Genomic DNA, 19,373 nt, shown 5'->3' with positions numbered 1-19,373 from the left:
GTAGGCTGACAAGGCAGGCATATTAACGAATCCCGTCTAATCGGTCTATTTCTTGCACAAAATATTCTTGCACGAATAGGTTATAGATCGCTTAATCATAAGCCTATCTCCAAGGAGGAAGATCGACATGGCCCATGCGAATAAGATGTCGGAACACTACAAGAAGTGCATCGCAGCATGCGAAGATTGCGCTCGCATTTGCAACACCTGCTCTGACGACATGATAGGCATGGAACATCATGGCGACCATCAATTGATGGCCCGGTGCATCAGATTATGTCGCGAGTGTGCCGAGATTTGCTCCCTTTCTGGCGCCTGGATGAGCCGGCTCTCGCCCCTGGCGGACTCGCTGTGCCGTCTGTGCGCCGAAATCTGTGATAAGTGCGCGGACACTTGTGAGCAACATGCGCCACATCATCCTCTATGTGGGCCCTGCGCGGAAGAGTGCCGCCGGTGCGCACATGAATGCCGTGATATGGTTGAAGTCGGGTCCCGGTAATCGGACACATTCAATCGGCGAATTCGATCGGTGGAAGCTCACCACCGGGCGAGCAGTTTTTCCTTTTTTCCTATGGAGACTACAAATGAGATTTTCGGTTTACGTCGTCGCAGCCCTAACAACGTTCTTATCAATGTTCGCTGACGTTCACGCTCAACAAGCTCCTCAGCCAGGAGATGCTTCACAGACGGTGACAGGCACCTTGACCAAACTTGATCTCGAACGTGGACAGGGGGCGGTCGAAACAGACACAGGGACTTCTGTCGCCTTCACAATCTCGAAGCCCGAACTATTCGAAAAACTGTCCTCTGGCAGCCGTGTCACGTTGCGAATCGATAAAGCCGGCCGGGTCGACAAGGTAACGGATGAGTCCGTGTCGGACTTCGTGCCATCCATTGACAAGGCCCCATAGTCCGAGGCCTAACACTCGATCACGGATTGGCTTCGCATTCCAGATTCCACCGCAAGATGACGGGTTCATCCAGAGATTCATGTTCATACCCAAGCACACAGATAGCTCCAGCGTTCAGAATGAAGGCCTTGGCGCAAGTTGGATCGAGCTCAACCCATCTTGCAGCGAACACACGCAGGAAATGAGCGTGTGAAAAGATGGCGATACTGTCTGGCGCCTTTCGCAATCGAGATACGATACGATCAGCTCGCAACGAGACGTCTTTCAATGACTCCCCTCCCGGACATCCATCTCTGAATAGATCCCATCCCGGCTTGTCCGCGCGTATATCTGATGTCAGACGCCCTTCGTATTCACCATAATCCCACTCCATCAGATTAGGATCGGTCTCACGCACAGGAGGAAGAAACCCGGAGAGTTCCGCCGTTCTCAGGGCACGCTGCAACGGACTTGTATACACCAACTGGACCCGCTGCTTCGCCAATCTCCTACCCACTTCAATGGCCTGTTCCTCGCCACGAGTTGTGAGAGGGATGTCGGTCCTCCCCGTGTGCTTGCGGGTCCGACTCCATTCCGTTTCACCGTGACGGATCAGATAAACGTGAGGCAGTTTCTGCTTCATGCGTCTTCACCAATGATGGTTGCCCACCGAATGAGTGGGCCGTCGTCCGACGATCCGATCTCCCTACCATTTCAATAGTCGACTGTGATCGACAGATGCCACCGTGATGTTCCAGCTCTTAGTTGGCCGTCATCGACATATGGCCATCCATGCCGCCGGGATGCCGTGAGCATATCATCATGGATCCTATGCGATCCATCACACTTATCTTCCTGATGCTTACTCCCTCTATTCCTGGACTTTCGCCGAGGCCTCATAGACAAACCATCCCGGATTAATCACAATCATGGCGTCAGAAATATGGTGGCGGTCGCGATAGACGAATTTGGATAGCGGTATTTGTTTTGTCCTGGCGTGCAGTGGCAAGGCCGTCTTGTGCTTTGCCATTTTTCACGGGGCGTTCTCTAAGGTGCAGCCATTTGTCGGGACCTATACGGAATCAGACACGTCTTTCGCCGAGACATTCAAGAACGCTATTAACACAATAACAACAATATCTTGCGAGATATATCTAATGTTTCGAATTATCACTTATTCATCTTGTCGAATTTTGCCGAGGACAACGACTATTGAGTGAGTTAGAAAACAATACGACTCGGGTCGGAGACTAGATGACGAGTTTGGTTTTAGGTCACAGCGGCTCGAAGATAAAGCCACTGTCGAAAGGCCTCGGCCAGGCATACTCAGTCAGATTCCAATCGGGGAGTAAAGGGCAAAAAGTATGAAACTCGAAAGGAGCATGCGATGAGCAAAGTGCGGGTGCTGGTGGGAACACGCAAAGGAGCCTTCATTCTTACATCGGACGGGTCTAGAAAGACGTGGAGCGTGGATGGTCCCTTTTTCGGCGGTTGGGAGATCTATCACGTGAAAGGATCGCCTAGGGATCCGGATAGGCTCTACGCTTCCCAGTCCAGTAGTTGGTTCGGGCAGATCGTTCAGCGATCTGATGATGGGGGAAAAACCTGGCATCAGCCCGGAACTCCTCCCGGTGAGCCGACCACGGCGCCAGACGGCTCACCGAAAGGTGAGAGTAACAAGTTCGTCTATGATGTCTCGTCGGAAACAGGCACCCCACTCACGACCCATCAGTGGTATGACGGCTCACAACGGCCATGGGAATTCAAGCGAGTCTGGCATCTCGAACCTTCGGTGTCCGATCCCGGCACCGTCTACGCCGGGGTGGAAGATGCCGCGTTGTTTCGTTCGACCGACGGAGCACAAACGTGGCATGAGCTTTCCAGCCTCAGGAGCGTAAAGGGCACGCTCTGGCAGCCCGGAGCTGGCGGAATGTGCCTGCACACGATCGTCCAGGACGCCGGCAATCCGCATCGAATGTTCATTGCGATTTCGGCAGCCGGCGCATTCCGGACTGATGACGGTGGAAAAACATGGACCGCCATCAACCGGGGTCTCAAATCGCAATACGAATTACCCGACCCAAGTGCGGATGTCGGTCATTGCGTGCATCGCATTGCCATGCACCCATCCCGTCCACACGTCCTGTTTATGCAAAAACACTGGGACGTCATGAGAAGCGATGACGGCGGTGAGTCGTGGCAGGAAGTTAGCGGCAATCTACCGACAGATTTTGGATTTCCCATCGATGTCCATGCGCACGAACCAAATACCATTTACGTCGTCCCAATCACAAGCGACTCCGAGCATTATGTGCCCGAGGGCAAGCTTCGCGTGTACCGAAGCCGAACCGGCGGCAATGAATGGGAGGCCCTGACACGAGGACTTCCCCAACGCGACTGCTACGTGAATATCTTGCGCGACGCCATGACGGTGGACTCTCTTGATCCCTGCGGGATTTACTTCGGAACAAGCGGGGGCCAGGTGTATGGCTCGGCCGATGCCGGTGATCATTGGACTCCTCTTGTGCGGGATCTACCCCCGGTCTTGTCAGTCGAGGTACAAACACTCCGTTCGTGATGACGATGAGCATAGACGGAGCATTCATAATACGCGTCACACTCCCGGCACATTTGCGCACATTGGCCCGGGTGGAAGGTGAGGTTCGCCTTTCTGTATCAGCCCCTGTCACCCCACAGGCAATTCTTGACGAATTGGAATCTCGCTATCCGATGCTGAGGGGAACGATCCGTGATCATGTGACGGGTCGGCGACGTGCGTTTATCCGATTTTTCGCTTGTGAACGGGACCTTTCCCATGATCCGTCTGATACGATCCTTCCCGACGCAGTGGTGAATGGAATGGAGCCGTTTCTCATTGTTGGCGCCATGGCCGGTGGTTAGCACGGCGTGACAATCGGCACGCGTTCAGGAAGCATGGTCGTGCTCAGTAGCGGAAGCTCTGAGTCCGTGTCTAGAATGGGAAATCGGGGTGTCGTGCAATGAGACTTTCAGCGCACGATGGACGGACCGAGTGTTGCTTCAGTTTTATCAGTTTAGATGATATCGGCGGCTGCGGTCTCGTCAGCATGAGACGCAGATCCGTTTTTTCAACCAGAAGGAGGTTCTCATGCGTGTCGTAGGGATCTTTCTCATCAGTGCCTTCGTCTTGTTGTCCGGCTCACCCGCGTGGGCAAAAGACAAAAACTCCAAACCGGCCGATCCGCAAGCCATGATGGAGGCCTATCAGAAACTGGCGACTCCAGGCGAACCGCACAAACTATTTGCCACCTTGGCCGGCAGCTGGACGACGAAGACCAAGTCCTGGATGGAACCGGGCAAACCACCGGTCGAATCGACCGGATCAGCGGAGATGAAAATGTTGCTTGGCGGGCGTTTTCTTCAACAGGAATTCAGCGGCGAGATGATGGGGCAACCCTTCAACGGGTACGGCATCGACGGCTACGACAATCTTCGGAAAAAGTATGTCACGGCCTGGATCGATACCATGGGCACGGGACTCTTCATCATGGAAGGGACGGCAAGCCCAGACGGCAAAACCATCACCATGAAGGGCCAGCACGCCGAACTCGGAGGCGGCCAAATGACCCATCGCGCCGTTTGGAAAATCATCGACGAGAATACGCAGACGTTCGACATGTATGGGTCGCACCACGGCCAGAAAGAGATGAAGATGATGGAGATCACCTATCAGCGGAAGCCGTGATCTTCAACACGGAACAAAAGGAGCATCATGCGATATGTTGACGGATATGTATTGCCTGTGCCGAAGCGTAATCTCCCTCTATACAAACGGATCGCCCGAGTGGCGGCCAAAGTCTGGCGGGAACACGGAGCATTGGATTATAAAGAGTGTGTCGGCGACGACTTGAAGAAAACCCCGTACACCATGCCTTTCCCGGCGATTATGAAACTCAAGGCGGGCGAGACGGTGGTCTTCGCCTACATCCTGTTTAAATCGCGTGCACATAGGAATCGCGTAAATACGCTGGTGATGAAGGATCCCCGGCTGGCAGCCAGCATGAAAGATATGCCGATGCCGTTCGATACCAAGCGGATGGTATATGGAGGCTTCAAGGTGTTCGTCGATTTCTAAGCTGCAATATGGGCTCCGGAATCATTCGAAGGAGACCAACGATGCAATACATGTTGATGTGTTGTTTCAAAGAAGACCTGTGGGAAGCCCTCTCCGATGAAAAGAAGGCCGGCATCATGAAAGATTACCGGGAGGTGATCCAGGGCCTGATCAAGAGCGGGCAACTCCGGGGCGGCTCCCAGCTTCATCCCACTTCATCGGCAACGACCGTCCGAATGACGAATGGGAAGGCCGTCTTCACGGACGGACCATTTGCCGAAACGAAAGAGCAGTTGGGAGGATACCATCTCGTGGAATGCGGGAATCTAGACGAGGCGATCGCGATCGCCTCGCGCATCCCCACGCTTCCGGTCGGGGGAGCGGTCGAGGTGCGGCCGGTCGCCATGCAGGAATCTTGAGCAGTGCCTCGATGACTCACGACGGGATGGAGCAAATCCGCTCGAAGGTGGATGCCATCTACCGCTCCGATTCCCGTCGCGTCCTTGCCACGCTCATTCGGCTGCTCGGGGATTTCGAATCCGCCGAGGAAGCACTGCACGAAGCGTTCACCGCGGCGGTTGAACAATGGAGCCGTGACGGCATTCCCGCCAATCCGGTCGCCTGGCTGATTTCAGCCGGACGGTTCAAGGCGATCGACGGCATGCGCCGCCGGGCACGATTCGATGCTTCTGTAGCTGAAATGGCGTCGCACTACGATGTCGAGACGCCTGCATCGGAAGAGCCGGAAGACGAAAGCATCGACGACGACCGGTTGCGGTTGATATTCACCTGCTGCCACCCCGCCTTACGTGCTGAAGCTCAAATGGCTCTCACCCTGCGAGAGGTATGCGGCCTCACGACCGAGGAAATCGGACGAGCGTTTCTCATTTCGACCCCCACGGTCGCCCAGCGCATCGTGCGCGCCAAAGCCAAGATTCGCGATGCGCGAATCCCCTATCAGGTCCCTTCGCCGTCAGATCTGCCTGAAAGACTGGATTCGGTTCTGCGGGTCGTCTACCTCCTGTTCAATGAAGGGTATTCGGCCTCATCCGGCATGGCGGTCACTCGTCATGACTTGTCCGGCGAAGCCATCCGATTGGGACGCCTGGTCATCGAACTGTTACCAGATCCGGAAGCCATCGGCCTGCTCGCGCTCATGCTGCTGCAGGAATCTCGTCGGGCCGCACGGACATCTCCGTCAGGCGATTTGATCTTGCTCGAGCATCAAGATCGTTCGCTGTGGAATCGCGGCCACATTGCAGAGGGACTGGCATTGGTCAGGCGGGCGCTTTCCTCTCGGCGCATCGGTCCATACGGCCTTCAAGCGGCCATTGCCGCCGTGCATGCCGAAGCCCCGACTCCGGCTGCAACAGATTGGTCTCAGATCGTCGGTCTCTACGACGTTCTGATGCGAGCCGACCCTTCTCCCGTCGTTGAACTGAACCGGGCGGTTGCCGTGGCCATGCGTGATGGCCCTGGAGCAGGCGTGAACGTGATCGACTCGATCCTGGCGCGAGGCGAGCTCGTGGAGTATCACCTTGCTCACTCCGCCCGCGCGGAACTCTGCCGGAGGTTGGGTCGGATGACTGAGGCCAGAGCCTCTTACGAACGCGCCCTCGCTCTTGCCCGACAGGAGCCCGAGCGTCGATTCATCGAGCGAAGGTTGAATGAATTGTCGAGTTAACGTGTGCCATTGGCTGCGATCATGTCCCTTCGCTCGTCTCTCAATCCTCTCGCTAAGATCTGTCCTTCAGGCCCCTCCACCTAGACGGCATCGAAAAACGATGATCCTTCGCTCCGGCGCATGACGTCCTGATCGACGATCCGTCCGCCGTACTGCTTCATACGCCGATTCCCTCCAAGGCCAAGAGCGCACGCTTCTTTGAAAGACCGCCTGCATAGCCGGTCATCGTACCGTTTGAACCGATAATGCGATGGCACGGAACGATGACGCACAAAGGATTGCGGCCGGTGGCGGCTCCCGCCGCTCTCGCGCTTCCCGGGTGGCCTGCGCGCCGGGCTAATTCGGCATACGCCAGAGTCCGGCCAAACCCGATATCCGCGATCACCTTCCACACCGACCGTTGAAATGGCGTTCCTCGCGGTGACAGTTTGACCGTAAAGCGTCTGCGCGTCCCGCCAAAATACTCAGTGAGTTCCCGTTTTGCACGACGCAGGACTTCGTGCCGCCCATGCTTCTTCCATCCCACTCCGATGCGAGGTTCATACTTCTGGCCGCTGAAGTACACCCCCGTCAGCGCGTTGTCATCGGCTACCAATAGCATGCGGCCTTGGGGACTTTGATAGTAGTCGTAGTACAGCATCATCCCTCCTTACTCCTGTACCAAGGTCTGCCACAAATGCATCACCGCGTATGCTCGCCAGGGGCGCCACACCTCCCCTGCCGCGAGAATCCGGCGCGGAGTTTTTTCCTTTAGCGCGTTCATGACACCCAGATCGGTGTGAGGGAACGCATCCGGCCAAGCGAGAGCCCGCATCGCGATGTACTGGACAGTCCACTCGCCGACTCCCGGCAATTCGCGCAAGCGCTCCAGCGCAGATTCCACACAGGCCTGAGGGGTCAGTACGAGACGCCCGTCGGCCACGCTCCGGGCCAGCGCCATCACCGCTGTGGCACGGGCGCTGGTCATGCCCAAACGCATGATCCTGCCGATAGGAATGTCTGCCACGCGGGCGGCAGTCGGAAACACGGTCGTCAGTTGTGGGAATGGCGTGATCACCGGATGGCCGAACGCCGCTGCAAAACGCCCCGCGACGGTTCGCGCGGCAGCGACCGACACCTGCTGCCCAATAATCGCTCGCACCGCCAGTTCAAACCCGTCGAACGCTCCCGGAACGCGCAGACCGGGACGCCCCTTTGCCAACAGGCCCAGCGCCATGCTTATGTCGGATGGATGGCAAGACAAATCCATAAGAGCTTTGACGCGCGAGAGCACGGAAGGAATGACTCGGGCCAGCGATAAGGACACTGCGACGCGCAAAGCGGGTGAGGTCCTGGACAATCCGACTTCAATCCAACCGTAATGGTCTCTGCCATCGGATGTCACCCTCACCGTCCGCCGATAGCTGTCGTCGCCAAGCATTTCCACCCCCGCAATGCCTCGCGCGCCGAGAAATGACCGAATCGAGAGCCAATCGTACGGCGGGCGGAAGCTCAATTCGCAAAGCAGCATGTCTGCAGCTGGCACCCCGCCACGTTGCATGTTGCGCCTCAACTGGCTGGGTTGCAGCCGATACCGTTGTTTGAACAACGCATTAAACCGCCGCAGACTACCGAAACCGCTGGCTAATGCGATCTCGGTAACGGGCAGTGTGGTATCGGTAAGTAGCCGTTTGGCGAGCAGCAAACGTTGTGTCTGCGCAAATGCGATGGGAGAAACGCCGAACTCTGCGCCGAACGCACGCCGCAGGTGCCGGTCACTGATACCGAGCCGGGCGGCAATGGGCGCCAGTCCTTCTGCATCCAACGCACGATCCTCAATAAGGCTTGCCGCAGCCTGCGCCACTCGCGCCGTCGCGTCGACGCTCGCGTTACCCGGCGCAAGTTCCGGTCGACAACGAAGGCAGGGCCGATAGCCTGCGACTTCAGCCGCAGCGGCACTGGGATAGAATCGGCAATTTTCAAGTCTCGGCGGCTTGACCGTACAGACCGGCCTGCAATAGATGCGAGTCGAAGACACAGCGACGAAGAATCGTCCGTCGAAACGGGCATCACGAGACCGCATCGCCCGGTAACAGGTGACAGAATCGAGTGTCATAGGGGACCATTATAGCGATCGCGATGCCGGCCTGCTCGCCGTTTTCGGACATGATAATCCCGACATGCGAAGTGAGCGTTCAAACGGATATTGGAGAAGTAATGATTTCGGCTGGGGGAATTCAGGAAATCTAAGAAGGGGAGTGCGGGGAGCTGGACAGAGAATACCGCTTGTCCGGTCGTGACAAAAACTGCACCCTTTATCTGAGTCGGTAGGCCAGGACCATTTATCCAACTCATTTATGTGTACGACGCGATACTCTCCTGATGGAGGAATACCATAGGAGGAGAACTCCCGTCAGGACTTGAGAGGTGATAACAGCTGCGCTGTCTCCGGCGGCGCATGGGCGCCGGAGACAGGAGAACTGGTGTGCGTTATGGCACTCGCGCTGTTCGACCTGTGACCAGGTGAATCACCAGCAGGATGATACCGACAAGGAACAGAATCCAGGCGATCTCAGTGGCCACGGCAGCAACGCCCGCGAGGTTCAACGCGCCGGCAATAATTCCGACGATCAGAAAGACTAGCGCATAGTAGAGCATACCAGGCTCCTTTGTGTGATGGTGCAGGTCGAAAACCCGTGTGGCTCACGATTTCGATTTCTTTCCATCGGACGCGTGGCTGTCGAACCACTGGTCGACCCAATCTTTGACTTCCTCTCTTCGGTCACCGTACCGTTCCTGGATCTTCCCTTCCAGTTTGTCTGAACTGCCCTCGATCTCAAGGAGATCATCGTCCGTAAACGCACCCCACTTTTTCTTCAACTCTCCCTTGAATTGCTTCCATTTACCTGTCAATTGATCCTGATTCACTATTGGTACGGCAATCCCGCGCTCAATCGAATTGGATGATCCAGCCATGGTCCCTGAGATCAACCCGATCGGAACAGTTGCGCAGACCAACACTATTCCTGCGACGATGCTGTTCAGATTAGGCTTGGAATATGTCGAGTTTGCCTTCATGCCTCACCCTCCCAAGATCACATCCATGCATGTTTCGCTCGAGAACTGACATCAATAGGCAAGAGAGCAAAGCGAGTGCCATACAGACAGTCGACCCTCGACCCCCATGTTTTTTAGAGCAATCTCGAATTCACTGACCATAAGGTAGTGACAATGATGTATCTATCGCGGGCCTGTATGGCCCCAGCAGAAGAGACAGATCGTCCGGAATCAGACAAATTGTCCTGCCCCATGTTGATCGGATAGTGCGGAAAACAATGGTAGACGGAATGCAATCCCTTTACACTGCCGGATCGTGACTGCACCGACATCTTCGTTCCATGTAAAAACCGTGCTAGCCGGAGCTGTCGGCAACGTGCTCGAATGGTATGATTTCGCACTGTACGGCTATTTCGCATCGGTCCTGGCCGTGCTGTTTTTCCCGTCGGATGAACCTTCCTTGTCCTTACTTTCCGCCTTTGGCGTTTTTGCGATTGGATTTCTCGCACGACCCATGGGAGCGCTGCTGTTTGGATACTGGGGAGACACGGCCGGCCGTCGATCCGCTCTGGCCTGGTCGGTGATACTCATGGCGGTGCCCACGGTAGTCGTCGGTCTTTTACCCACCTATCAGGATATCGGCCTGTTCGCTCCGCTTGCCCTCACCTGTTGCCGTTTTCTCCAGGGAATTTCCGTCGGTGGGGAGTTTACCGGCTCGGTGACGTTCCTCGTGGAGCACGCCGAGTCGAGGGAACGGGGATTCATCGGCAGCTGGGCCGGCTTCAGTGCTCAGGTGGGGGCGTTGCTAGGGTCCGGGGTCGGTGCGCTCGTCACCTCGATATTGTCGCAAGAGGCCCTGTATCAATGGGGATGGCGGCTTCCTTTTCTTGCCGGCAGCGTGATCGGCGTGGCGGGCTGGTATCTGCGCGCCCGCATACCAGAATCGCCGGCATTCGAGCGTATCCGAGACGGCGGTACATTGTCGCGCGCGCCCGTTCGAGAGGTCTTGACCGAACAGTCTCCTGCACTTCTGCGCGTCATTGGACTGGTTGTGCTACATGGAACCGGTTTCTATCTGCTCTACGTCTATTTGACGACGTATCTGACGACCGTCACGGCCGTCCCGCTCGGGACGGTGCTGATCATGAACACGGTCAGTATGACGTTGCTTGCAGTGCTGATTCCTCTGTCGGGTCGCCTCTCCGATGTCGTGGGTCAAAAACCGCTTCTGGCCATCGGCGCGGCAGGAATCGCACTTCTCTCTTATCCCTCTTTCGTCTGGCTCACAAGCGGCAATGTTCCCTCCATGCTGGCGGCTCAGGTGACCCTGACCATTCTGATGTCATGCTATCTGGGGCCATTTTTCGCTGCAGTGGTCGAGTTGTTTCCGACTCGCCTTCGATACACCGGGGTCTCGGCCGGCTATAACATTGCCGCCGCGCTCTTTGGAGGAACCGCTCCGTTGGTGGCAACGCTTTGCATCAAATGGAGCGGAACTATCCTGGCTCCGAGTTTGTATCTAACCTTATGTGCGTGCCTCTCGCTGGCCATCGTGTTGACACTGCCATCGTCGCCGTCAACAGAGCAGACCCGGCATGGGTAAGCGGTCAGTGGACTTTCGAAAGAGGGATGACGCCGTAGAAGCTGCGAGCCGATTCCACCGGTTCCCCCGCCACGGCCCAAAAATCCCAGGCAGGAGAGAACAAATCCACCTTTGCACGGGCGCCGCGCGCCCATGCTTCCCAAAAACCAACGGGGTCCAATTGCCCGCTCGCGGCCCCGGCCAAGTCGTTGATCTTGATGTTCAAGTGCCAACTGTACAGTACGGGAAGTATATGCCCTTCCATCGGTCGCACTGCGTGCATCCCGGCCGTGAACGTGGAAACCAGGATTTCTCCCCGCGGACTCGTATCGTATCCGCTCACCACATGCGTCGCGTCATGGGGAGTGGCAAAGCGAACATTCACGGCTTTTTCCTCTCCAGGAAACGCGTATCCATTCGCGCGATAGATCTCAGAAAACGCTCGTCCTACCGTGCCGGAGGGCAGCCGTTCCAATGCATGGTAGCGGGCAGCCAGCACCGGATCAGCGTTGCCCCCCTTGTAGGGAAGAAAGACATCATTGATATCGATCGATTCATCCCACGGTTCATTCCATAGGCTGAGAATGTTCTGCCGGCTCATGTCGTTCAACGCCCACTGAAGATCACCCTCGATGGAGCGTTGGAGGTGCGTCACATAATCCGCACGGATTCCCAGTGCGTCGGCAAAAGCCAAGACGGCTTCTATTCGGGCACGGTTTAACTCTCCATCTACCAGGGCCGTCACGGCGAGGAACCGGACGGTCATCTCCGCTTGGTCCCGACTCGATAACAAGCTGGCGACCTCCCTGGGAGACACCTCCGGCAGTTTGCTGAGATCGAGCTGTTCCGATTGTTGAAACATGTGTTGTGCGGCTGACCGCAACGACCGAGCAGAAGGAGCGCTCAACTGAAACCGGCCTCCGGCAATGGCGACATGACGCATTGCAGCCAGTATGAATCGCCTCTGATCATCGGTGGCGGTTATCAAATCCGGCATGACAATCTCCGTCTAACGACCGAAGGCCTGCCGACCGTTCTTGATCGACAGGCCTTCGACTCTCCAGCCTCGATGGTTCGATATAAGACACCCGGCACGAGAGCCACCACGGCAATTACTTGGTCTTTTCGATCGTCTCGTTGACCTTGCCCTTTGCCCGCTCCATTTCAGCGCTGGCTTTGCCCTTCGTCCGCTCCATTTCAGCCTTTGTCTTGTTCCCCTTAAGATCTTCTACTGCGCCTTTTGTCTGTCCCTTGACCTCTTCGCCCATGGCCTTGGTCTCACCCTTGGCCTTCTCCATGGTCGCCGATACGTCTCCAGCATAGACCGGAATGGTCATAGCCATCCCCGCAATCACGACTGCCGACAGCATCAATGTCTTCATAAACGCTCCTTTCATACATAAAATGGTGTTGGACAGGCTACGCGTTGCGTGCCGCGAGAGGTACCTGTTCTATACCTCTGCAGTTTCATCCGAGGTCAACCATTTAAAAGCTTCCTCGAAGTCTCGAAATGCCCGCAACTGGTACCCTCTGTTTGACGCACACAGTTCAAGAAACGCGCCACGATCGAAATCATCCTTGGGAAGGTTCAGGATCGCAACTCGGTACTCCCGGCTGACACCTAACCTTCCAAGGTCATTCGCCAGCGTCCATACATCGGTCGTACTGGCATTCGAACTCGCCTCACGACTATCAATGAGTATCCGGTCCATCTTCTTATGCAAACACACCGTCATGAGATCGCCCAACAGCTCGCGGCTTGCCCGCAGATCGATGACACCGCTGATATCCGTCCTCAAAAATTCTTTGACTGGGATGATCCGAATATCACAGGCCATGACGATGGAACCTTTCCACCCAAAATGCCCCCATAAGCTACGCTCACTCATTAAGTTGGTCAACACGCTCAATCGCACGTTTTTTCCCTCTCACGAGACACCGTCTCTCATGAAGCCCATGGAATGCACCACCTCTTTGCCGTCGTATCCTATTCAATGGTAGGATAACCCTAGACTCCGATTCGCCTTCGTGGATTCGGAGGCTGATTCGACGGCAACACTCATTTACCTTTACAAAGGGGGACACCATCGGACGCCCGGGAAAAACCACACTCGCCAAACGTGATCGCGAGAAGGCGCTGCAAATAAATCGAAAGGAAAAAGAGGCCAAGCGCGCGCTGCGAAATGCCGAAAAGGCCAATCGCAAGCCGGGGCCTGACGGCGAAGATCCAGATCTCGCCGGACTGCGGTGGGGACCTCAAGATCCAGCATATTGACCTCCGTTCCCTGCTGGATCACAATAATCGGCCGTCGAACGATCAGCCATAGCGGCACATGGCCCGGCCCACATGACTGGATAGGCAACCCACCCAAGTCTTGCCGCAAGTGGAGACGGATGACTCAACGGCCCGCCTCTTCATGTCGGATACATCTTCAACGGGCTTGACCCGCCGCATCGGTCAGATCGACTGGAGTCGCATTTCGCAGAACCTTGATGCGCAGGGATATGCAACCGTTTGTGGGCTGCTCAATCCGGAGGAATGCAGCGCGCTGTCAGGTCTTTATAGTTTTGACGTGCGATTTCGCAGCCGCATCATCATGGGACGGCATGGGTTCGGACGCGGTGAGTACAAATACTTTTCTTATCCACTGCCCGATGTCGTCGGTCAGCTCCGCACTACGATCTACCCTCACCTGGTAGCAATCGCGAATCAATGGAACATTGCTTTGGGCGTGCCCGTCCAGTATCCAGAACGGCATACCGACTATCTCAAACGTTGCAACCGGGCGGGACAGACGAAACCTACGGCACTCCTCCTTCGTTACGGCCCCGATGACTACAATTGCCTTCATCAGGACGTGTACGGTGAACACCTCTTCCCCCTTCAACTCACCCTGTTACTGTCAGATCCCTTGAAAGACTTCACGGGTGGTGAATTTGTGATGACCGAACAGCGGCCACGGATGCAGTCACGACCGATGGTGGTGCCGATGCTCCAGGGAGATGCGGTCATCTTTGCAGTTCGTCATCGCCCGATACATGGCACGCGCGGATATTATCGCGTAAACCTGCGGCACGGCGTCAGTCGAATCCTGTCAGGACAACGATTTACCCTGGGGATCATTTTTCATGATGCGACGTGATGCACGCTGCACGAGTTCTATCGCCGTTCGTCGGGAGGATTGATTGGTGACCGCTCAATCGCTTCATGCCCTGAAGACACCGTCGCCGTCATGAAGCCTTCTGCTGTAGGCGCTCGGGGAAATCGGAAATGATTCCGTCGACTCCGATGGAGAGCATACGTCGAATATCGCGAGGTCTGTTGACCGTATAGACCCATAACAGCATGTCTACGCGGTGCAGGTCCTGAACGAGTTCGCGGCCGACCTTCGTATGCTTCATGCCGACATGCGTGACCCTGCACCTCTTCGCTCTCTCGATCAGCTCATGCGGCACACGGTCGAACAATGGCATGATGGCGGCATCCGGATCGATCATCCGGACCTCCGTCAACTCATCGTGCAGAAATGAGGCATAGAAAACAGGCCATGCAAATTCGGCCTTGCGAACTTCGTCAATAATACTCCTGGCTAATCCCTTCGCTTTCAGTTCCAGCATCAGTCCTGTCCCAGACTTTGCCGCCACGGCGAGCACTTCCCGTACCGTTGGAATGTGTTCGCCCATACGAGTCGTAAACCCTCGTATGTCTCGAATCGACAATTGGTCGATTCGCCCGCTCCTGTTGTGCGTCCGTTCGACACTCTCATCGTGAAGAGCGACCAACATGCCGTCCTGTGTACTGCGCACGTCGATCTCGATGAAATCGACGCCACAGTCGATTCCACACCGAATCGCCGCCAATGTGTTTTCGGGCGCATGTCCCGCAGCGCCCCGATGACCTATTCTCAGGACCTGCGACATGGCGTCTCCCGCTCAACGCAGCGGCGGCGCAAATCGAAGGTTGTGCGTGTCCAGATGGTCCAGATAGTCATGCATGCGTTTCGTTTCTTGCTGTTTCACGAATTCGATCACCTTGCTGTCTATCTCGAGGAGTCCGAGGCCAGGTGGGATTTCATCGGGTCGGATAACGAAGAGATTGACGCCTGTGGCCTTGGCCCGCATCTGGGCCTCTCGGAGCCGATATTGGATATACCGCTCGTTCAGCCGCAGCTGGTCGTTGAGTTCCAGCAGGTCGCGCAGCGGATGTGGATCGAAGCGGACGGTGCTCCGTGGTACATTCAGAAAAATGACCACCGTGTCGCATTCGTGTGCGAAGGCTTCCTCCACAGGCAGGGGATTCGCCAGATCGGCATCCAGGTATCGATACCCGCCCATCTCGACCATTTCGAAAAGCGGATAGAGGGCCATCGAGGCACGAATGCGAGTGAAAAACAGGTCGCACACGGCCTTCTGAGTCCGTGGGGATCCGTGTTCATCCATGACCAGATCGTGATCTCGGTTGGAAAAGACCACCGTGGCGCCGTCTTCATACCGTTCGGTCATGATGTGCCAGACGATGGGGCTCGCGATAACGTCTTGAAGACTGATCTGCTCTCCAAGCCTCGCCAACAGCGGAAACGGATCGAGAAAGGATTTCATACGTTTGAACTCGAAATATTTGTCTATCTCATCGAACGTCTCCTGAATTTCCGGCGCCTGCACAAGGCGGCGGAAGGAGGTCTGTTGGGATTCGACGGAATCCATTAAACGAAAGATAAAGCTCACGGCCCGGCCCGCCGCTCGGAACGGCATGCGCAGTCCCAATGAAGCCACGAGGGGGAAAAACCGGACCGCCCGTTTGAGATCGTGGAACATCGAACCGGGAGCCAGTCCCCGCGTTGCCCGCGGCACGACGCCGAGAAGACGGGTCAGTTTCTCGCGGAGAAACGGATGGACGTCATAAATCGCCTCGGGCGAGGTGATATAGTCTTCCCAGATGCGCACAGTCTTTTCAGCTCCCGCGGCTCCTGGCTTTTCGACAAAGCCAAGGGCATTGCAGCTTCCCGCCGAGGAACTGACGATATGGCTGGGGGTCAGGCCGGCTTTGATCAATTCCGATGCCGCAACGGCCTGGATGAGTGCTTTGCAGCCTCCTCCGCACAACACGAACAAGGTCTTTCCGTACTTACTCCCCAAATCCTGCATAGACAGTCTCCAATCCATTCAGATCGACTGGACGAGGCGCGACCGCGCGTATTTTCTGAATGGAAAAGGCCGGAACCATGGATTCATATGACATCGGCATAATCGGCGCCGGGGTCGTAGGCTGTGCAGTAGCCAGAGAGTTGAGCCATCGAAACCCGAGCCGCCCGCTGCGGATCATCGTCCTGGAACAGTGCAGCTCGGCAGGTTGCGAGACGAGCACTCGCAACAGCGGGGTACTGCACAGCGGCATCCACGAATCTCCAGGTTCGCTGAAGAGTCTATTGGCTCTGAACGGCAGTGCGGCTGCTGCGTCATACGCGTTGGAACGGGGCATTCCATTGCTCGAGACGGGCATGATCATCGCCTTCTCGTGGGAAGATGTCCGCCGCGGCCTCTGGAGGGACCTCTCGATGCTGCGGCGTTTGTGGTCCCATGCCAGGAAAAACTCCATCGACATTAAGTTCATGTCGTCGAAAGGCCTGCGCCTGCTGGAGCCTAATCTCCATGCCGGGGGAGGAATCTTCATCCCAAGTGTGTGCGTCATCGACCCCAAGTCCTTCGTGCAGTCGCTCATGACGGACTCACAAAACCAGGGGGTAACGTTTGCCTTCGATCATCGCGTCGCGGCCATCGACGAAGAGGCCGGATCCTACACGGTCGCCACGGATCACCGGACGATCCGCACCTCTTGCCTGATCAACGCTGCCGGCCTTTACGCCGACACGGTCGCGTCCCTTGTTCTTCGAGAACACAAGTATAGGATCCGTCCCATCAGAGGCGAATATTACGAAGTCTTCGCACCCCACAAGGAACCACTGATCAGTCGTCTGGTCTATCCGGCCCTGCCCTCTCATGCGACCGGCAAAGGCATTCATTTGAGCCCGCGACCCAACGGCCAGTTGTTTGTAGGACCGAACGAGGTCCCAGTCCAAGACAAGAGGGATTACACGGCGCATAAAACTCCGCCGGACATGTTCATCCAGGCACTGCGTAAATTTGTTCCTGCCCTCGGAGAATGTCGGCTTCGGTGGTCCTACTCGGGGATCCGGCCCTCCGTGATCACCGCGGACGGATGCCGGAGCGACTTCATTGTGGCGGTCGACAGGGACAGTCCACCGCTTGTGAATCTCGTCGGCATCGAATCGCCAGGTCTTTCCGCTGCCTTGGCCCTTGCAAGGCATGTCGTCGATCTCCCTTGCATCAATGCTTTGACTCATCCGACTGACTCCTCCATCCCGGATGGCTCCCGGACACACACCTAGGAGCCTTGCAATTGGGTCCGTTCCTCTCCACGCAGTACCCGATGAAGCATTTTCCCAAGAATCGAACGGGGCAACTCTGTACGGAATTCGATCTTCTTGGGAACCTTGTACGCAGCAAGATACTGCCGGCAATGCGTGAGCAGGTCGTCGGCCGTGATCGAGTTCGCCTTCGGAACGACAAAGGCCTTGATCGCTTCGCTGCCGTCTCCGGCCTGGACGCCGATCACGGCAGCCTCGCTGACGAGAGGATGGAGGAGCAGCGCCTGCTCGATTTCGGCCGGATAGACATTGAACCCCGAGGTGGAGAGGATCATGTCTTTCTTCCGGTCCACGACGTAGAAGAATCCATCCTGATCGACTCGGGCAATGTCTCCGGTTGCCAGCCACCCTCCCGGTTTCACGACGCTGGCCGTTTCGGCAGGATTATTCCAGTAGCCTTCCATGACCTGAGGACCACGAACCCAGAGTTCGCCGACCTCTCCCTCCTTCACCTCGCGTCCTGCTTCGTCGACAATCTTTGCGTCGGTATTGCAGATGGGCAATCCGATGGAGCGCTTCACCGACAGGCCTCTGGGAATGTTGCAATGCGTCACGGGGGACGCTTCGGAAAGTCCGTAACCTTCTACGATCAAATGCCCTGTCCGGTCCTTGAACTCCTTCAACAGTTCGTAGGAAAGAGCCGCTCCGCCGCAAATCACGAATTTGGTCTCGGTAAAGTCCTGGGCGTCACAATGGTCGAGCAACTTGCGGACGAAGGCCGGCACCAGCGTGATCACGGTCGGCCGTGTCTTACGAAGGAGGGTCAGCAGCACGGGCATATTGCGCGGATCGGGTACCAGGATGATGCTCCCGCCGACCGCGAGACAAATGTTCTGCGTTACGGTCATTCCGAACACGTGAAACAACGGAAGCGCGGCGAGAAAACTTTCCACCCGTTCGGCGGGAGAGAACCAACTGACCAGTTGCCGGATATTCGCAGTCAGATTGCGATGCCGCAACTCGGCACCTTTCGAAATGCCGGTGATGCCCCCGGTGTATTGCAGGACCGCAATATCATCAGGAGTGACCACTGGAAGACGCTCAGGCTCGACCGGCGTGACCTGGTGCAGTATGTCTTGGAAGGCAATCGTAGTACCGCCCAATGGAATCTCGACAGGACGGTTGCCATGCCGATGATGGTACAGATACCTGGCGATGGTGGTCATGAAATCCGTAATGCTCGTGACGATGATCAGTTCGAGATCGAGATGATGGACCTTCTGGTACATCTGGTCGAGCACGATGAGTGCCCTCGCGCCTGCGTCGCGAAGCTGATGAGACAGTTCATGTTCTGTATAGGTCGGGTTGCACGCGACGACGATGCCCCCCGCGCGCAGGATGCCGAAATACGCGATGACAGCCTGCGGAGAGTTGGGAAGGCAGAGGGCGACCCGGTCGCCTTTTCGAATGCCCAGTGCCGCCAAGCCGCAGGCAAAGCGCTCTACGGTGACATGGCACTCGTGATAGGACAGGGTCTTTCCGAAAAAATAGAGAGCGGGCCGGCGTGAAAAGCGTCGTGCACTGTGGGCAAGCATGTCGGGAAGCGTCTCCGGAATCAATGGCAGTTCGCGGGGGACTCCGGCCGGGTAATGCGACACCCAAGCTTGTTCAGGCATGACGCGCTCCGTTCTATATGAAGTGA

The 19,373-nt window shown here is 56.4% G+C and carries 22 protein-coding genes; 11 read left to right on the top strand and 11 right to left on the bottom strand.

Features of this window, described 5'->3' with window-relative positions; genetic code table 11:
• The first annotated feature begins 127 nt into the window (after window positions 1-127).
• Together W02_RS22330 and W02_RS20295 are read left to right on the top strand one after the other, a co-directional pair.
• Window positions 128-499 (top strand): four-helix bundle copper-binding protein, encoded by a 372-nt coding sequence (locus W02_RS22330; protein WP_197742083.1) that lies wholly within the window; start codon window positions 128-130, stop codon window positions 497-499.
• Between the two features lie 85 nt (window positions 500-584).
• On the top strand, window positions 585-911 hold the full coding sequence (locus tag W02_RS20295; protein ID WP_173051055.1) for a hypothetical protein: 327 nt from the start codon (window positions 585-587) through the stop codon (window positions 909-911).
• A 19-nt stretch (window positions 912-930) separates the two neighbouring features.
• Here W02_RS20295 and W02_RS20290 read toward each other — a convergent pair whose 3' ends face one another.
• On the bottom strand, window positions 931-1,533 hold the full coding sequence (locus tag W02_RS20290) for a histidine phosphatase family protein (RefSeq protein ID WP_173051053.1): 603 nt from the start codon (window positions 1,531-1,533) through the stop codon (window positions 931-933).
• A gap of 744 nt (window positions 1,534-2,277) precedes the next feature.
• Here W02_RS20290 and W02_RS20285 point away from each other — a divergent pair.
• From W02_RS20285 to W02_RS20265, 6 genes are all read left to right on the top strand, one after another.
• A complete protein-coding gene (locus tag W02_RS20285; RefSeq protein WP_173051051.1) occupies window positions 2,278-3,468 on the top strand; it encodes a sialidase family protein in 1,191 nt (396 codons plus the stop codon).
• A gap of 26 nt (window positions 3,469-3,494) precedes the next feature.
• On the top strand, window positions 3,495-3,791 hold the full coding sequence (locus W02_RS22325; protein ID WP_370467991.1) for a hypothetical protein: 297 nt from the start codon (window positions 3,495-3,497) through the stop codon (window positions 3,789-3,791).
• A gap of 226 nt (window positions 3,792-4,017) precedes the next feature.
• Window positions 4,018-4,614, top strand: coding sequence for a DUF1579 domain-containing protein (locus W02_RS20280; RefSeq protein ID WP_173051050.1), 597 nt, complete (start codon window positions 4,018-4,020; stop codon window positions 4,612-4,614).
• Between the two features lie 27 nt (window positions 4,615-4,641).
• Entirely contained in the window at window positions 4,642-5,004 is a 363-nt protein-coding gene (locus W02_RS20275) for a DUF1428 domain-containing protein (protein ID WP_173051048.1), read from the top strand.
• A gap of 41 nt (window positions 5,005-5,045) precedes the next feature.
• Entirely contained in the window at window positions 5,046-5,402 is a 357-nt protein-coding gene (locus W02_RS20270) for a YciI family protein (RefSeq protein ID WP_173051046.1), read from the top strand.
• An 11-nt stretch (window positions 5,403-5,413) separates the two neighbouring features.
• Window positions 5,414-6,667 (top strand): RNA polymerase sigma factor, encoded by a 1,254-nt coding sequence (locus tag W02_RS20265; protein ID WP_173051044.1) that lies wholly within the window; start codon window positions 5,414-5,416, stop codon window positions 6,665-6,667.
• A 157-nt stretch (window positions 6,668-6,824) separates the two neighbouring features.
• On the opposite strand, the gene W02_RS20260 is transcribed toward W02_RS20265, so the two are convergent.
• The 4 genes from W02_RS20260 to W02_RS22320 all read right to left on the bottom strand — a co-directional run bounded on the left by W02_RS20260 (window position 6,825) and on the right by W02_RS22320 (window position 9,724).
• The gene (locus W02_RS20260; protein ID WP_197742082.1) at window positions 6,825-7,310 is read right to left on the bottom strand and encodes a methylated-DNA--[protein]-cysteine S-methyltransferase; all 486 of its coding nucleotides are present in this window, start codon (window positions 7,308-7,310) and stop codon (window positions 6,825-6,827) included.
• A gap of 6 nt (window positions 7,311-7,316) precedes the next feature.
• On the bottom strand, window positions 7,317-8,762 hold the full coding sequence (locus tag W02_RS20255; protein ID WP_173051042.1) for an AlkA N-terminal domain-containing protein: 1,446 nt from the start codon (window positions 8,760-8,762) through the stop codon (window positions 7,317-7,319).
• Between the two features lie 374 nt (window positions 8,763-9,136).
• Window positions 9,137-9,304, bottom strand: coding sequence for a DUF1328 domain-containing protein (locus W02_RS20250; RefSeq protein WP_173051040.1), 168 nt, complete (start codon window positions 9,302-9,304; stop codon window positions 9,137-9,139).
• Window positions 9,305-9,349: 45 nt separating this feature from the next.
• Window positions 9,350-9,724, bottom strand: coding sequence for a CsbD family protein (locus W02_RS22320; RefSeq protein WP_232068601.1), 375 nt, complete (start codon window positions 9,722-9,724; stop codon window positions 9,350-9,352).
• A 295-nt stretch (window positions 9,725-10,019) separates the two neighbouring features.
• On the opposite strand from W02_RS22320, the gene W02_RS20240 reads away from it, so the two are divergent.
• On the top strand, window positions 10,020-11,306 hold the full coding sequence (locus W02_RS20240) for an MFS transporter (protein ID WP_173051038.1): 1,287 nt from the start codon (window positions 10,020-10,022) through the stop codon (window positions 11,304-11,306).
• 4 nt (window positions 11,307-11,310) lie between these two features.
• Here W02_RS20240 and W02_RS20235 read toward each other — a convergent pair whose 3' ends face one another.
• The 3 genes from W02_RS20235 to W02_RS20225 all read right to left on the bottom strand — a co-directional run bounded on the left by W02_RS20235 (window position 11,311) and on the right by W02_RS20225 (window position 13,123).
• A complete protein-coding gene (locus tag W02_RS20235) occupies window positions 11,311-12,282 on the bottom strand; it encodes a hypothetical protein (protein ID WP_173051036.1) in 972 nt (323 codons plus the stop codon).
• A 115-nt stretch (window positions 12,283-12,397) separates the two neighbouring features.
• Window positions 12,398-12,667 (bottom strand): hypothetical protein, encoded by a 270-nt coding sequence (locus tag W02_RS20230; RefSeq protein ID WP_173051034.1) that lies wholly within the window; start codon window positions 12,665-12,667, stop codon window positions 12,398-12,400.
• Window positions 12,668-12,736: 69 nt separating this feature from the next.
• Window positions 12,737-13,123 carry a hypothetical protein gene (locus W02_RS20225; protein ID WP_173051032.1) on the bottom strand — a complete coding sequence of 129 codons (387 nt, stop codon included), beginning with the start codon at window positions 13,121-13,123 and terminating at the stop codon, window positions 12,737-12,739.
• Window positions 13,124-13,702: 579 nt separating this feature from the next.
• On the opposite strand from W02_RS20225, the gene W02_RS20220 reads away from it, so the two are divergent.
• Window positions 13,703-14,428, top strand: coding sequence for a 2OG-Fe(II) oxygenase (locus W02_RS20220; RefSeq protein WP_173051029.1), 726 nt, complete (start codon window positions 13,703-13,705; stop codon window positions 14,426-14,428).
• A gap of 88 nt (window positions 14,429-14,516) precedes the next feature.
• On the opposite strand, the gene W02_RS20215 is transcribed toward W02_RS20220, so the two are convergent.
• Window positions 14,517-15,206: a glycerophosphodiester phosphodiesterase gene (locus W02_RS20215; protein WP_173051027.1), complete on the bottom strand. Its 690-nt coding sequence runs from the start codon at window positions 15,204-15,206 to the stop codon at window positions 14,517-14,519.
• A 12-nt stretch (window positions 15,207-15,218) separates the two neighbouring features.
• Window positions 15,219-16,430 carry a patatin-like phospholipase family protein gene (locus tag W02_RS20210; RefSeq protein WP_173051025.1) on the bottom strand — a complete coding sequence of 404 codons (1,212 nt, stop codon included), beginning with the start codon at window positions 16,428-16,430 and terminating at the stop codon, window positions 15,219-15,221.
• Window positions 16,431-16,507: 77 nt separating this feature from the next.
• Here W02_RS20210 and W02_RS20205 point away from each other — a divergent pair, with 77 nt between their 5' ends.
• Window positions 16,508-17,692 carry an NAD(P)/FAD-dependent oxidoreductase gene (locus W02_RS20205; protein WP_173051023.1) on the top strand — a complete coding sequence of 395 codons (1,185 nt, stop codon included), beginning with the start codon at window positions 16,508-16,510 and terminating at the stop codon, window positions 17,690-17,692.
• Here W02_RS20205 and W02_RS20200 read toward each other — a convergent pair.
• Window positions 17,689-19,347 (bottom strand): long-chain fatty acid--CoA ligase, encoded by a 1,659-nt coding sequence (locus W02_RS20200; RefSeq protein ID WP_173051021.1) that lies wholly within the window; start codon window positions 19,345-19,347, stop codon window positions 17,689-17,691. The two genes, W02_RS20205 and W02_RS20200, sit on opposite strands and share 4 nt — an antisense overlap.
• Between the last annotated feature and the right edge of the window lie 26 nt (window positions 19,348-19,373).

Origin of the sequence: Nitrospira sp. KM1 (assembly GCF_011405515.1) — a bacterium.
Classification (GTDB): Bacteria; Nitrospirota; Nitrospiria; order Nitrospirales; family Nitrospiraceae; genus Nitrospira_C.
Note: the sequence above shows the minus strand (reverse complement) of the source record. Positions and strands in the feature narration are given on the sequence as shown.